This is a genomic window from Parasphingorhabdus sp. DH2-15 (assembly GCF_051668705.1).
GTDB lineage: Bacteria > Pseudomonadota > Alphaproteobacteria > Sphingomonadales > Sphingomonadaceae > Alterisphingorhabdus.
The window spans coordinates 1,485,595-1,499,459 of sequence record NZ_CP196351.1 but is presented as its reverse complement, the minus strand read 5'-3'; the positions used below and the strand labels follow the sequence as shown (position 1 = coordinate 1,499,459).

Sequence of the window (13,865 nt, the reverse complement as noted above, 5' to 3'; positions counted from 1 at the left end):
GCGGGGTGGCGAAAGTGCTGGCAAAACAGAAGCACCAACTAGCGAAGTTATATAATCGGGTATGGCGGGGTGATGCCAAGGCCTAAGGATTCAACCAATCAGTTTCGCTATAATATCAACCAACATCGATTTCCGACCATTGGCCTTGCGGCACCTCTTTGAGTGTCCATGGCCCAACGCTCCAGCGTATTAAACGCAATGTTGGGTAGCCTATGGCGGCTGTCATGCGGCGGACTTGGCGATTTTTGCCCTCTTGAATTGTCAATTCTATCCAGCTGTCCGGCACAGTTTTGCGAAAACGCACAGGTGGATCGCGGGGCCAAAGGTCTGGCGAGGCAATGGGTTTGGCCTGTGCCGGTCTGGTCAGGCCATCCTTGAGGCTAACGCCGCGTCTCAAGGCAGATAAAGCCGTGTCATCAGGCTCGCCTTCTACTTGGACAAGATAAGTTTTGGGCATTTTGAATTTGGGGTCAGCAATCCGCGCCTGTAACCGGCCATCAGATGTCAAAAGCAACAGCCCTTCACTATCACGGTCTAACCGTCCCGCAGGATACACATTAGGGACGGTGATATAGTCCGACAATGTTGCACGAGGGCTTGGGTTTTTGCGATCGGTGAACTGCGACAGCACGCCATAAGGCTTATTGAACAAAATCAGTTTTGACATAGGGCCGTTCTTATCATCCGCGCGTAATAATGCTAGGCGCAGTGGGCGCTGTTCCTCTCGTCGGTCAGTGTTATCGATACTGCGGATTACGATTATTTATGAAATTACAGAATTTTGACAGTGTCTCCTTTCTGCGCGAATATTGGCAGAAGCGCCCTTTGTTTATCAAAAACCCATGGCTTGAATGGTCGAACCCGTTGGCGCCGGAAGAATTGGCGGGCCTTGCCTGTGAAGAGGGTGTTGAGGCACGCCTTATATCCGAGAATGTGCAAGGCCAAGCTAGCCATTGGTCTATGCAGCATGGTCCGTTTGATGAAACTGTCTTTCCGCAATTGGGTAATGAGCGCTGGACATTGCTGGTACAAGCGGTCGATCAATATGTACCGCAGGTCCACGCCCTTATCGCGCCGTTTCGCTTTATCCCTGATTGGCGCATTGATGATGTCATGGTGAGTTTTGCAGCTGATCAAGGCGGCGTTGGTCCGCATTTTGACAATTATGATGTCTTCCTTATTCAAGGCGCGGGCAAGCGAAAATGGCAGATTGGCGATGTTTGTGACAATGATGCTCCATTAAAGCCGCATGATGATTTGCGACAATTGGCCGAATTTCAGCCAGCCAATGAATGGATATGCGAAGCTGGCGATATCCTTTATATTCCCCCGGGCATATCGCATAATGGCGTCGCTATTGGTGACGATTGCATGACCTATTCGATTGGCTTTCGTGCGCCTTCACGCAGTGACCTCCTAACCCATTTTTGCGACTTCTTGCTTGATAATATGGAGGATGACGTGCGTTATGCCGATCCCGATCTCAACCAGCAAAGCAATGCGGGAGAGATAGACAGTGCTGCCATTGAGAAATTGCATATGATGATAACTGAATCATTGTCTGATCGCGATCGCTTTGCGCAATGGTTTGGGCGATATAGCACGGAGCCCAAATATGGGGATTTGCCAAATGCGGATGATACGGCCATCAGCCCCCAAAAAATCGCCCAACATATAACCAACAAAACTGTATTTAGCCGGAATATTTCAAGCCGTTTTTCCTATGTTGAGCATATGGATGGCAATGCCTCACTCTTCGTAGATGGACATTGTATCAAATGTGACGGTGATGAGGCCGTATTGGCAAGGCAGATATGCCGTGAACATATTTACTCGTTTGATGCGAAGCTTGCCAATTCTCGAGCAAGTTTAGAGCTTTTGGCGAAGCTTGTATGTTTAGGCAGTCTGGTTTTGTCAGAAGCCTAGCGCTTATATGTTTTCGTCTATAGCGAATGCTTGAGCTGACTATTCGAGAGCTGGAATGGTGTTAGTTTCCAAATAGTCATCATAGCCATTTATGTATGAATCTACGACGTTCTCTGCTTCTTCAGAGGCATATTCGCTTGCTTCATCTTCAGAGGCGCCAAATTTGATTTCATCAGCTTTAATTGACGATATATACTTTGCTTTTTCCTTGGCACAGGACGATCTGGCTGCATCTTCGAAAAGAGGCTTGGGTGTCTTTTTGCCAATATGCTCTATCGTTACCTTGGCAACGCAGTTAGCCAGTTTTATCCGGCTTTTTTCAATGTCTTCTGCCTGAACAATAAAAAGAAAAAGAGCGCTTGCTATTATCATTTTATATCCCCTTCTCCGTACATATTACTCCTTTTCACTGGAAAGTTCCATATGTGTGGGGTTATTTTACTTCTCAGAGAAATGAGTAAGAAAATACATTCTTATCAAGAATTTATACAAACCCTTTAACGCAAGTTTGATTGGAAAAGCCTAGAAATGGAGCGCTTTGCCATAGGCTGATAACACCGACTCATGCATCATTTCGCTCAATGTCGGGTGCGGGAAGATTGTGTGCATTAAATCTTCTTCTGTGCTCTCCAACTGACGCGCAATGGCATAGCCTTGGATCAGTTCTGTGACTTCTGCGCCAATCATATGCGCGCCCAATAATTCGCCCGTCTCTGCATCAAATACGGTTTTGATAAAGCCATCGGCTTCGCCCAAAGCAATTGCTTTGCCATTGCCGATAAAGGGGAAATTGCCGATTTTGATCTTATGGCCAGCTTCTTTGGCCTTCGCTTCTGTCAGTCCAACCGATGCGACTTGTGGCCGTGAATAGGTGCAGCCAGGGATATTCCATGTTTCGAAGGGGTGAGGATTATTGCCGGCGATATGCTCAATAGCCACAACGCCTTCATGGCTGGCTTTATGCGCGAGCCATGGCGGGCCGGTGACATCACCAATTGCGCGGATGCCGGGAACATTGGTGCGACCATAGCCATCGACCTTGATATGTCCGCGGTCGGTTTCGATGCCCAGTTCTTCAAGCCCAATATCATTGGTGTTGGGGACAATACCAATAGCAATAATTGCATGGCTAAATTGCTGTGTTTCCACCTTGCCTTGCTTGGTCTTAATCTTAGCAGTGACGGTCTTGCCATCACTTTTCAGCTCTTCAACACCCGCACCGGTCAATATGGTCATGCCCTGTTTTTTGAGGGTTTTTTCCATATGTGCACTGATATCAGCATCTTCGACTGGCAAAATACGATCCAGCATCTCAACGATGGTCACATCTGCGCCCATATCACTATAGAAGCTGGCAAACTCTACACCAATGGCACCTGAGCCGATAACCAGCAATTTTTCTGGCATAGTTTCGGGCGTCATTGCGTGGCGATAGGTCCAGATACGCTTGCCATCGGCCTGAGCGAAAGGAAGGTCGCGCGCGCGTGCACCAGTGGCCACCAATATTTCCGGAGCTTCCAACTCCCGCACCTGATCGCCCTGAGTGACCGATAATTTGCCCGGTGCAGTCAGCTTGCCAGTACCTTCGACAACGGTGATCTTGTTCTTTTTCATCAGGCCTTTGACACCCGCATTAAGCTGACCTGATACACCGCGCGAGCGTTTGACCACTTTTTCAAGCTCAAAACTCGCCTTTTCCACCTTCAAACCATAGCTATCGGCATGGCTCATATAATGGAAGATTTCAGATGTGCGCAGCAGTGCTTTTGTCGGGATGCACCCCCAATTGAGGCAAATGCCGCCCAGTCGCTCACGCTCTACAATGGCGACTTTCATTTTAAGCTGTGCAGCGCGTATGGCAGCGACATATCCACCCGGCCCAGAGCCGAGTACAACAAGATCAAATTTTTCAGACATTTACGCCACCAGTCCCATTGGGTTTTCGATCAAATCTTTAAGCGCTTTCATAAGCTGCGCGCCATCTGCACCGTCAATGGAGCGATGATCAAAGCTGCCGGTCACGCCCATCATGGTGGCGATTTGCAGAGAATCGTCAATCACTGCGGGGCGTTTCTCCCCTGCCCCAACCGCCAAAATCATGCCTTGTGGCGGGTTGATAACGGCATCGAACTGGCTGATGCCAAACATACCCATATTGGAAATGCTGGCAGTACCACCTTGATATTCATGCGGCTGCAATTTGCCTTCACGCGCTTTGCCGGCCAATTCCTTCATCTCTGTAGAAATTGCTGAAAGCGACTTGGTATCGGCCTCTTTGATGATCGGCGTGATCAGACCAGAAGGGGCAGCCACGGCGACCGATATATCGGCCCGTTCATAAGTGATAAGCTGATCACCAGCAAAGCTGACATTGCATTTCGGCACTTCCATAAGTGCTTTTGCCAATGCTTTGATGAGCAGGTCATTGACTGAGAGCTTAATGCCTTTTGATTCCAGTGCACTATTGAGCTGGCCGCGCAATTTTAGCAGCGCATCGAGCTGAATATTTACTGTTAGATAAATATGCGGGACAGTCTGCTTCGCTTCGGTCAAGCGACGCGCAATAACCTTGCGCACATTGTTGAGCTTTTCTGAACTATGCGGAATGTCTGTCGTAAACGGCTTGGTTTCTGCCGGAGCGGCACTGGTGCTTGTGACTGCTGCTGCGGGTGCTTTTGCCGCAGCGTCCGGTGTAAAGCCTTCAACATCTGCCTTAACAATACGCCCTTTCGGACCCGTGCCTGTTACGGCTGCAAGATCAACACCTTTGTTCGATGCAATGCGCCGTGCAAGTGGACTGGCTTTAACGCGACCATCTTTTTGGGAACTGGTTCCAGTGGTGGAAGTTGCATTAGAAGTCTCACCCGCGACTATTTTTTCTTCTACCGGCTTTTCTTCAGAAGCAGAGGATTGTGCTTCGGCTTTAGCCGGTTCTGGCGCAGCGCTTTTACCAGACATAGCAGCAACTGCATCGTCCGTGCTTTCGCCATCTTCCGCCAAAATAGCGATGACGGTTCCAACTGCGACATTTTCCGAACCTTCGGGTACGAGAATTTTGGCAATAATGCCTTCATCAACGGCTTCAAATTCCATAGTGGCCTTATCGGTTTCGATTTCAGCCATAATATCGCCGGAGACGACTTCATCGCCTTCTTTGAGTAGCCATTTAGCGAGAGTGCCTTCCTCCATAGTTGGAGAAAGAGCGGGCATTTTAATTTCAACAGCCATGAGACCTCTTGGGGATAAAAACCTGAATGCTCATTTGCGATTTTTAGGGGGGTGCGGTCAAGTGTATATTGCTTGCTAATCCAGAAAAAATGGCGCAAATTCTTACTTTGCGGATGCGGGGGTTGATATGTTACGCAAATATCTGGCGGTTATCGATGAAACAGATGAAGCGAGAATAGCTTTACGCTTCGCGATGCGACGTGCTGCAAAGACCAGCGGAGTTGTGCATATCTTGGCATTGGTTCCTAAAGAACAGTTTGTTGCCTGGGGCGCTGTTCAAGCGACTATCGAAGACGAAGCCGAACGCAGAGCAGAGGCTTTGGTTGCCGGAGCAGCTGGCGATTATTTTAACCAGTCAGGGCAAAGGCCGGCAATATCTGTCATGCATGGTGATGCAGTGGAGATGCTAAAGGGCTTTCTTAAGGAACATAAAGATGTCGCCGCTTTGGTTTTGGGCGCTGCGGCTACGGGTGCTCCAGGCCCATTGGTTGCGCATTTTGCTGCGGCCTCCGCGGGTGCACTGCCCTGCCCTGTCATGGTGATTCCTGGGTCTTTATCAAATGAAGAAATTGACCGGCTGAGCTGATCTTATACACAAAAGAAAACGGCGCTGACCCCATGGAGAAGAGCCAGCGCCGTAACTGTTGTACGGACATATGCCGAAACTTTAACTAAGCAGCCACTTCTCCACGTGCCGGATAGTCGTTTTTCAATGCATAATCGATGCCCATTAGCAGAGCATTCAGTGCAGGGCGAGTGAATGGCATGGTCTGCACACTTGCAAAATATAGTGACTGATCAGGGCGAACCAGAAACATGCCAGGCTCTGAAAAGCGTGCAGGTTCTTTTTCGCTAATGCCTTCTGAAATATACAAACCATAGCTGCGGGCTTGTTCTTCATTCAAACCATAAGCCAATGGCAGATTATCAATGCCCCATGACTTTGCAGAATCTTCCGCACGCTCTTTGTCATCCATGCTGATGGCCACAGCTTTAATGCCCCGCTTTGCGAGTTCATCCAATTGCTGCTGGGTCTCTTTGAGCTGAATACCGCATATTGGGCAGTGTTTACCGCGATAGAAAATAAGCAGTGTGAAATTTTCGGCATCATTATCTGATAGGGAGAAGGTGCCACCTTGTGTCAATGGCAGTTCAAGATCAGGGGTTTTTGTGCGTGGCAATAGAGACATCATATTATCCTTTTATGGGCCTGCATAGAACAGGTTATCATTACCAGTTCAAAGTGGGTGCGGGTTGCTCACTAACAAAACAAGAAAATGTTGCAGCACAGAAAGCATAGCTGTGCATTGCTGATTTTAGTGGACACTATGCCCAATTCATTTCTTGATATTGGCAGGCCTACCTTTTTTGCCACGGCGAAATGTGCCTGACTTGCCCGGGCCACTCTTACCCTTGTTGCGCGCCTTATGCCGCGCTTTGCGGCGCGCGCGATCATCGTCCAGTGATTGGCCCAAATTTGCTGTTCCGGCGCCACGATCGCCAGCAAAAAAATCTTCCTCATCATCTTTTATCGGCGCGAAGGTCATAGCGCCGGAAATGGCATTGGCTTGGGTTAGTCGCATTCTAAGCCGCTGGCCTGTGGCATATTTTTTATCGCTGACTTCACCGGTAAGAACTTGTGATGTCTCATCATAGTGAAAATATTCACGGCCTAAGGTGGAGGCAGGGACAAGCCCATCCCCGCCAATCTCTATAGTTGTCACGAAAAACCCGAATTTTTGCACGCCGGTAATCCGTACATCAAAAACCTCTCCAATGCGGCCTGAGAGATGTGCCGCAATATAGCGGTCGGTCGTTTCCCGCTCAGCTTCCATAGCGCGGCGTTCATATCCTGAAATCGCTTCGCATATGGGGCTTAAATTGGCTTTGTCTTTGTCATGCAATCCGGCATTGCCAAACTCTTTTTTGGCCGTGGCTTCGATGTCATCGGCCAGATTATACCCATCGACCAAAGCGCGATGAACAAGCAAATCCGCATAGCGCCTTATGGGTGAAGTGAAATGCGCATAATGCCCTAAAGACAAGCCGAAATGGCCTAAATTGGTTGGGCCATAATAGGCCTGTGTCTGGCTTCGCAGCACCTGAATGGTGACCAGATGCTTTATGTCTTCGTCCTGCACCTTGTTCATCAGGCCATTAAACGTTTTGGGTTGAATGACCTGCCCCATGGCGAAGCTGATATTCAAAGTTGCCAGATATTCCTTCAAAGCGACCAGCTTTTCCCGTGCCGGTGTTTCATGAACGCGATAGGCGACTGGCTGCTTCTTCGCTTCCAATGCTTTGGCCGCAGCGACATTGGCTGCGATCATCATATCCTCAACAAGACGATGAACGTCCAACCTCTCCTTCGTGCTAATGCCCGCTATCTTGCCATCTTCATCGAGTTGGACTTTCCTTTCGGGCAGATCAAGGTCGAGCGGCTGACGCCGAGCGCGTGCTTTTTTCAGCAAGGCCCAGCAATGCCATAAAGGTGTAAGAACCTGCTTGGCCAATGTGCTTTTGCCCTGATCAAATTGTGCCTGTGCATCTTCATAGGCCACATTATGCGTAAGCTGCACAATGGCTTTGCTAAACCGCCATGCCAGAATATTGCCTTGAGCATCAATTTGCATATGGCAAACCATGGCTGCACGGTCTTCACCCTGTTTTAGCGAGCATATATCGGCCGACAATCGCATGGGCAGCATGGGCACCACTTGATCAGGAAAATAGACACTGTTGCCGCGCTGTCTTGCGGACTTGTCTAGCGCAGAGCCAGGGCGAACATAATGGCTGACATCGGCAATGGCGACTTTGAGCAGGAAGCCGCCCATATTGTCAGCATCATCATCGGCTTTTGCCCATATAGCATCATCATGATCGCGCGCATCTTCAGGATCAATCGCGATGAAAGGCAGGTCACGCAAATCTTCCCTAATGGCTGGGTCCAAGGGCCAGTTGGCGACAATCTCCGCCTCTTTCATTATCGTATCAGTAAATGTTGCGGGAATATCAAATTTGTGGATGGCGATTGTCGAATAAGACCCGGGTTGCATAGGGTTGCCGATGATATTGCGTATATAGGCTCGCTGACGGCCGCGCGGACCTTTGGTTTCAGCTTCGACCAATTGCCCTATTTTTGCCTCACCAGCATCAGAGACAGGCAGCTCATATCTTTTGGTCTTATCGGTTTGGACCAATAGTAATTTGCCATTTCTGTCCTTTTCCAGAACTCCCAATGCTAGCTCTGAACTTGCTTGCAGCTTTTTCATGGGGTGCGCAATCCAGCCCCCGCCGCGTTCTTCCGTACGGGCCAAGATACGGTCGCCTTTGGTTAAAGCGCTACGCTTATCCCGCTCAACGATCCGCAATTTGGGAATTGGTGTATCTGCCTGCCAATTATCGGGGACGGCGACAGGGCCTTCCTCAATATCAATGATGCGCAGCACCGTCACGCGCGGGATGCCGCCCATTTTGTGAAAGGCTCTACCCGGCGCGCTGTCGATCAAGCCTTGGTCGGCCATATCTTTCAATAAGGCTTTTAATGCAATTTTCTCTGCACCGCGCAACCTGAAGTGCCGTGCAATCTCTCGCTTTCCGGCAGGCTCGTCGGATTTTTCGATGAACGCCAGAACCTGTTTAGCAGTTGGCATGACTGTGTTTGATGAGTGCTTAGCGGGCAAAATATGAGGTCACTTTATTAATAAGACCGCCCTACCAGAATGCGCTCAACAGCTGGATTGCCGGAGAATATACAAGTACCTTCGGCGCTTTCCTTGCCGCTGGGCACATTGCGCAATGTCAGTTTGCGCGCCTTAAGCTGTTCCTCGACTGCAAGCAATGCTTCGCCAGTCGGCTTGGACCAGCTGACTTCCAACCATCCTGCATGTTTGTCGGCTTTAAAGAACGCATCCAGCGCGTCGAGGGTATCAATATCAGAACGGATATTGCTTTCTGTCCGCGCCTTGGCCTCATTAAAAAGCTGCTCTTGAATATCACTCAATAGGCCAGCAACAGTTTGTGCAATATCGTTTTTAGCAATGAGCTGCGAAGCCAATTTGCCATTTTCCTGATAAAGATCACAGCGGTTCAACAGCGTTACATTGCCGCCCTCTGCATCACGCCCACCAATTTCCAAAATCAACGGCGCGCCCTTTTTAACCCATGCCCAACGCTTCTGCGCAGCCTTCCCGCTGCGGCTGTCAAGGTGAACGCGAACAGGTTCACCCAAGCTATTGGCGGCTGCAATAGAATGGCTTATGCTTTTGCAATATTCCAGCAAGGCCTCGTCTTCCGGCTTATCCCGTAACATGGGGATAATCACGACTTGATAAGGCGCAATACGTGGCGGAATGCGTAAACCATCATCATCGCCATGCGACATGATGACGCCGCCAACCATGCGTGTGGAAACACCCCAGCTGGTGGTGTGTGCAAATTGGAATTGCCCTTCTTTATCCTGATAACGGATATTTTGCGCCTCGCTGAAATTGGTGCCCAGATAGTGCGATGTTCCGGCTTGCAACGCTTTGCCATCCTGCATCATCGCTTCAATCGAATAGGTTGATACCGCGCCAGGGAACCGCTCATTTTCTGGCTTTTCACCTGCCACAACCGGCATGGCCAGATCGTCCTGCGCAAATTGGCGATACATTTCCAAAATCATCAATGTTTCATCAACGGCTTCTTGCTCATTGGCATGCGCGGTATGGCCTTCCTGCCAAAGAAACTCACTGGTCCGCAAAAACATGCGAGTGCGCATTTCCCAGCGGACAACATTGGCCCATTGGTTTATTTTGATAGGCAGATCGCGCCAGCTTTGCAGCCATCTGGCAAATGCTGTTCCGATAACAGTTTCTGATGTGGGGCGAACAACCAGAGGCTCTTCAAGTTTTGCCTGTGGATCGACATCAAGCCCTTTGGGACCGGCTTTCAACCGGTGATGCGTAACGACCGCCATTTCCTTGGCAAAGCCGTCAACATGCTCGGCCTCTTTTGCGAAATAGGATAAGGGAATAAAGAGCGGAAAATAGCAATTTTCATGACCAGTCGCTTTGATACGGTCATCAAGTAACCTTTGCATCCGTTCCCAAATGCCATAGCCCCATGGGCGCATAATCATACAACCGCGGACACCGGACTCTTCGGCCATATCGGCTTCGGCGATGGCGACCTGATACCATTTTGCAAAGTCGTCAGCGCGTGTGACGGGCAAAGCGTTTTTCTTGGACACTATAATCAGCTTTCTATTCGTAAATTTGCTCGCCCATATGGCATTGGCAAACCATATGGAAGCGTAACAAGCGCTATTCTTTCGACATTTTTGCAATCTGGTCCTGCATATCGGCCAATTGCTTTTTCAGGTCGCTAATTTCATCAGCAGAACCAGTGGATGGTGTGCTTGTTGGTGCCGCCTTATTATTATACCGCGATCCAGAAGAACGTTTCTGCATTTTGAAAGCGCTGCTGGCCGCTTCGAACATCGCCATATTTTGACGAGCAATTTGCGCAAAAAGGTTATTGTTCAGCGAACCACCCATGGATTCAGTTAGCTTCTTTTGATTGTCCTTAAGGCTGTCCATTGAGGCCTCAAGATAGCTGGGCATTATAGCCTGTAACGAATTGCCATACATGCCGATAAGCTGGCGCAGGAAGCTGGTCGGCAGCATCTGCTCCTCACCACTTTCCTGATCCATAATAATCTGGGTGAGAATATTGCGCGTTATATCTTCACCGCTCTTGGCATCTATAACTTTGAAATCTTTGTTTTCTTTTATCAAACTGGCAATAAAATCCAGCGTTATATAGCTGGACGAATGCGTATTGTATAAGCGGCGATTGGCGTATTTTTTGATAACAATAATATCATCATCGCTTTTTTGGCGGGACATAAGCGCTCCAGTGCATTTCCTAATTGCTGTAATGATAGCATTGTTCTTGTGTGCGCTGCAACATGAAGGATGGAGAAATACAAAATAATGCTATGCTGCACGATTATTGCGCAGCATAGCGCTAGAACCAATTATGATCGAACCGTTTTCCAAGCCCTGTGAGAAGCTCATATTGCGAAAGGCCGGACAGTTGCGCATTGGTAACCAGATCATAATCAAGCGCTAGCCAATCGCCTTCCTGCAAATGTGGGCAAGAGGATATATCCAATATGCTAAGGTCCATGGATATGCGGCCAACAATGGGTAGTATTTGGTTCTCATAGCGCAACAGGCCTTTGTTTGAAAAGGCCCGCAAATAGCCATCGGCATAGCCAATGGCTATTACTGCCAAGCGCATCGACTGCATTGCGGTGAAAGTCGCGTTATAGCCAATATGTGCCCCTGCTTCCACGTCGCGGATTTGCAAAATCGCTGCCTCTGGTTGGGCGACTGGCCGTATATTTTCGCGCAATTCATTTCGCGGAATACCGCCATAAAGGGATAGTCCAGGCCGCGTCAGATCAAAATGATAGTCATCGCCAAGGCAAATACCTGCACTATTGGCCAGGCTATAACGGCGCGCTGATATATTATGCCGCAGCGCGGAGAACAGCTTTTGCTGCGCAGCATTTTGCCGCGAATCTTCATCGGCCGACGCCAAATGACTCATACAAATATCGATATCCAGTTTTTGTATAGCTGGATTGCCGATATCATGTGGCGCTACGCCAAGCCGGTTCATACCGCTATCTATCATCAGGTCACATTGCCCGCCGCCAGCTGCAAGCCAGCGGTCAGCCTGAGCGATGCTGTTAATGACCGGCTTTGCACCTATTTGCAGCGCCTGCTCTATATCTTGCGGCAATGGGCCATTCAGAACCGATATTGCTTTGGGATCAACAAGCCCTGAAATATCAAAAGCCTCACCCCAATGGGCCACGAAAAAATCTTTGCATCCGGCAGCCGCCAAGAGTGTGACAACATCTTTTGCGCCAAGTCCATAACCGTCAGCTTTGACAGCAGCCCCGGCGCTAGCACCGCCGCTCATAGCATCAAGTATATGCCAATTGCTCGTCAGTGCAGAGCCATCGAGTTTCAGACGTAAAGGCTGGTTAGACAAGGCCAAACTGCCTGTGATTAATGATCATCGGAAAAGTCGCGCGGTGGACCACCGGCCAAGCCCCATGCTGCCACTATCGTGGCCAATAATATGAACACCCAAGTGTACCAAAGTCCAGCATAGATATCGCCGGTCCTTGCTACGATATAGCCGGCAATAAGTGGCAGAAATCCGCCAAAATATCCTGCCCCTATATGATAGGGTATCGACATGGAGCTATAGCGTATTTTCGCAGGGAACATCTCTGTCAGCAATGCAGCAACCGAGCCATAATTGGCCGCCGACAAGCCACCAAGCACCAGCAGCACAGCAATGATGCCGATCATGCTGGAAACAGATGGCGTTTTGTCAGACAGATCATAGCCTTGCGCTTCCAGCATTCCGCGTAACTGCACCACACGCGCAGATGGTTCATCCCAAGCATAGCCAGTCAAAGATCCCGCTTGATCGCCTATTGTTAGGGATAAGGAATCACTTTTGGCTATTTGATAGGGAATGCCAAATCCTGTCATATCCTGAAGCAACCGTCCGCAATTGGTAGCTTGTTCATCAGCAAAAGGATCATAATCACAATCCGGTCCGGCAATAACAATCGGCGCTTCGTTCACAGATTTCTGCAAATCAGTATTGGCAACACTGCCTAGGAACCAGAAACAAGGGAAGAGCAGAATGAGGGTTAGAATATTGCCCCAAATAATCGGCTTTTTGCGCCCTACCCTGTCCGAATATTTGCCGATAATCACGTAAAAGCCCATGGAAAGCAAACCAGCAAAGCCGATCAGCAATTCAGCAGTGGTATCCTCAACCCGCATAGGCCCTTTAAGGAAAGACAGGCTGTAGAAAAACGCTGTGTACCATATGGTGGTCAGGCCAGCTGCAACACCAAAAAGGGCTACGAAAATACGCTTCTTGTTACCCGGATAGGTAAAGCTCTCGACAAAGGGATTGCTGGCCATTTCGCCAGATTCCTTCATCGCTTTGAACACTGGACTTTCTGATAGTTTGAACCGCATCCAAAGCGATACAATCAGCAGGATGATGGACAGCAAAAATGGCACGCGCCAGCCCCAATCATTAAACTCCTGCTCGGGTATGGCAAAACGGCAAGCCAGAACGACGATTATGCTCAACACAAAGCCGCCAACAACACTGGCTTGAATAAAGCTGGTGTAATAGCCGCGCTTTTCCGGCGGCGCATGTTCGGCAACATAGATAGCCGCGCCGCCATATTCACCGCCCAGTGCAAGGCCTTGAATGATGCGAAAGGCGATAACAATTATGGGCGCAGCAATACCAATGGTCGCAGCGGAAGGAATCAGCCCGACACCCGCGGTCGCAATGCCCATCAGCGTCACCGTGACCAAAAATGTGTATTTGCGCCCCAGCTTATCGCCCAGATAACCGAACAATATCGCGCCCAAAGGACGGAAACCAAATCCCACTGCAAAGCCAGCCCACACGAGCAGCAATTGCAATGTTTCATTGCCTGACGGGAAAAAGGCGGCCCCGATGATGCTAGCCAAAGTTCCGTAGATGAAAAAATCATACCATTCAAAAATTGTGCCCGCCGAAGATGCGGCAATCACAAGTCTGATTTCTTTTTCCGATGGTTGGTAGCCGTCATCACCCGGCGAAATTGCAGTATCCGTCATAAGATAGAG

Annotated in this window: 12 protein-coding genes; 2 read left to right on the top strand and 10 right to left on the bottom strand. The window is 49.3% G+C overall.

Annotated elements, in window-relative coordinates; genetic code table 11:
* Positions 1–115: 115 nt before the first annotated feature.
* Positions 116–667, bottom strand: coding sequence for a pseudouridine synthase (locus ACR9YC_RS06980; protein WP_438725703.1), 552 nt, complete (start codon positions 665–667; stop codon positions 116–118).
* Between the two features lie 98 nt (positions 668–765).
* Between ACR9YC_RS06980 and ACR9YC_RS06975 the strand changes: the two genes are divergently transcribed.
* The gene (locus ACR9YC_RS06975) at positions 766–1,926 is read left to right on the top strand and encodes a JmjC domain-containing protein (RefSeq protein WP_438725701.1); all 1,161 of its coding nucleotides are present in this window, start codon (positions 766–768) and stop codon (positions 1,924–1,926) included.
* Positions 1,927–1,965: 39 nt separating this feature from the next.
* On the opposite strand, the gene ACR9YC_RS06970 is transcribed toward ACR9YC_RS06975, so the two are convergent.
* From ACR9YC_RS06970 to ACR9YC_RS06960, 3 genes are all read right to left on the bottom strand, one after another.
* A complete protein-coding gene (locus ACR9YC_RS06970) occupies positions 1,966–2,298 on the bottom strand; it encodes a hypothetical protein (RefSeq protein ID WP_438725699.1) in 333 nt (110 codons plus the stop codon).
* Between the two features lie 150 nt (positions 2,299–2,448).
* Positions 2,449–3,843, bottom strand: coding sequence for a dihydrolipoyl dehydrogenase (gene lpdA, locus ACR9YC_RS06965; RefSeq protein WP_438725697.1), 1,395 nt, complete (start codon positions 3,841–3,843; stop codon positions 2,449–2,451).
* Entirely contained in the window at positions 3,844–5,154 is a 1,311-nt protein-coding gene (locus ACR9YC_RS06960; protein ID WP_438725695.1) for a pyruvate dehydrogenase complex dihydrolipoamide acetyltransferase, read from the bottom strand.
* A 127-nt stretch (positions 5,155–5,281) separates the two neighbouring features.
* Between ACR9YC_RS06960 and ACR9YC_RS06955 the strand changes: the two genes are divergently transcribed.
* Positions 5,282–5,740 (top strand): universal stress protein, encoded by a 459-nt coding sequence (locus ACR9YC_RS06955; RefSeq protein ID WP_438725693.1) that lies wholly within the window; start codon positions 5,282–5,284, stop codon positions 5,738–5,740.
* A gap of 85 nt (positions 5,741–5,825) precedes the next feature.
* On the opposite strand, the gene ACR9YC_RS06950 is transcribed toward ACR9YC_RS06955, so the two are convergent.
* From ACR9YC_RS06950 to ACR9YC_RS06925, 6 genes are all read right to left on the bottom strand, one after another.
* A complete protein-coding gene (locus ACR9YC_RS06950; RefSeq protein ID WP_438725691.1) occupies positions 5,826–6,347 on the bottom strand; it encodes a peroxiredoxin-like family protein in 522 nt (173 codons plus the stop codon).
* Positions 6,348–6,491: 144 nt separating this feature from the next.
* Entirely contained in the window at positions 6,492–8,807 is a 2,316-nt protein-coding gene (gene rnr / locus ACR9YC_RS06945) for a ribonuclease R (protein WP_438725689.1), read from the bottom strand.
* A 47-nt stretch (positions 8,808–8,854) separates the two neighbouring features.
* On the bottom strand, positions 8,855–10,387 hold the full coding sequence (proS, locus tag ACR9YC_RS06940) for a proline--tRNA ligase (RefSeq protein WP_438725687.1): 1,533 nt from the start codon (positions 10,385–10,387) through the stop codon (positions 8,855–8,857).
* Between the two features lie 73 nt (positions 10,388–10,460).
* On the bottom strand, positions 10,461–11,045 hold the full coding sequence (phaR, locus tag ACR9YC_RS06935; RefSeq protein ID WP_438725685.1) for a polyhydroxyalkanoate synthesis repressor PhaR: 585 nt from the start codon (positions 11,043–11,045) through the stop codon (positions 10,461–10,463).
* Between the two features lie 121 nt (positions 11,046–11,166).
* Positions 11,167–12,204, bottom strand: a complete 1,038-nt coding sequence (gene alr / locus ACR9YC_RS06930; protein ID WP_438725683.1) for an alanine racemase — start codon at positions 12,202–12,204, stop codon at positions 11,167–11,169.
* Between the two features lie 17 nt (positions 12,205–12,221).
* Positions 12,222–13,856: an MFS transporter gene (locus ACR9YC_RS06925; RefSeq protein ID WP_438725681.1), complete on the bottom strand. Its 1,635-nt coding sequence runs from the start codon at positions 13,854–13,856 to the stop codon at positions 12,222–12,224.
* Positions 13,857–13,865 lie beyond the last annotated feature (9 nt).

Excerpts from the sequence above, each read along its gene's own strand:
- ACR9YC_RS06980 (WP_438725703.1), bottom strand. The coding sequence starts at position 667 with ATGTCAAAACTGATTTTGTTCAATAAGCCTTATGGCGTGCTGTCGCAG.
- ACR9YC_RS06975 (WP_438725701.1), top strand. The coding sequence starts at position 766 with ATGAAATTACAGAATTTTGACAGTGTCTCCTTTCTGCGCGAATATTGG.
- ACR9YC_RS06970 (WP_438725699.1), bottom strand. The coding sequence starts at position 2,298 with ATGATAATAGCAAGCGCTCTTTTTCTTTTTATTGTTCAGGCAGAAGAC.
- lpdA (WP_438725697.1), bottom strand. The coding sequence starts at position 3,843 with ATGTCTGAAAAATTTGATCTTGTTGTACTCGGCTCTGGGCCGGGTGGA.
- ACR9YC_RS06960 (WP_438725695.1), bottom strand. The coding sequence starts at position 5,154 with ATGGCTGTTGAAATTAAAATGCCCGCTCTTTCTCCAACTATGGAGGAA.
- ACR9YC_RS06955 (WP_438725693.1), top strand. The coding sequence starts at position 5,282 with ATGTTACGCAAATATCTGGCGGTTATCGATGAAACAGATGAAGCGAGA.
- ACR9YC_RS06950 (WP_438725691.1), bottom strand. The coding sequence starts at position 6,347 with ATGATGTCTCTATTGCCACGCACAAAAACCCCTGATCTTGAACTGCCA.
- rnr (WP_438725689.1), bottom strand. The coding sequence starts at position 8,807 with ATGCCAACTGCTAAACAGGTTCTGGCGTTCATCGAAAAATCCGACGAG.
- phaR (WP_438725685.1), bottom strand. The coding sequence starts at position 11,045 with ATGTCCCGCCAAAAAAGCGATGATGATATTATTGTTATCAAAAAATAC.
- ACR9YC_RS06925 (WP_438725681.1), bottom strand. The coding sequence starts at position 13,856 with ATGACGGATACTGCAATTTCGCCGGGTGATGACGGCTACCAACCATCG.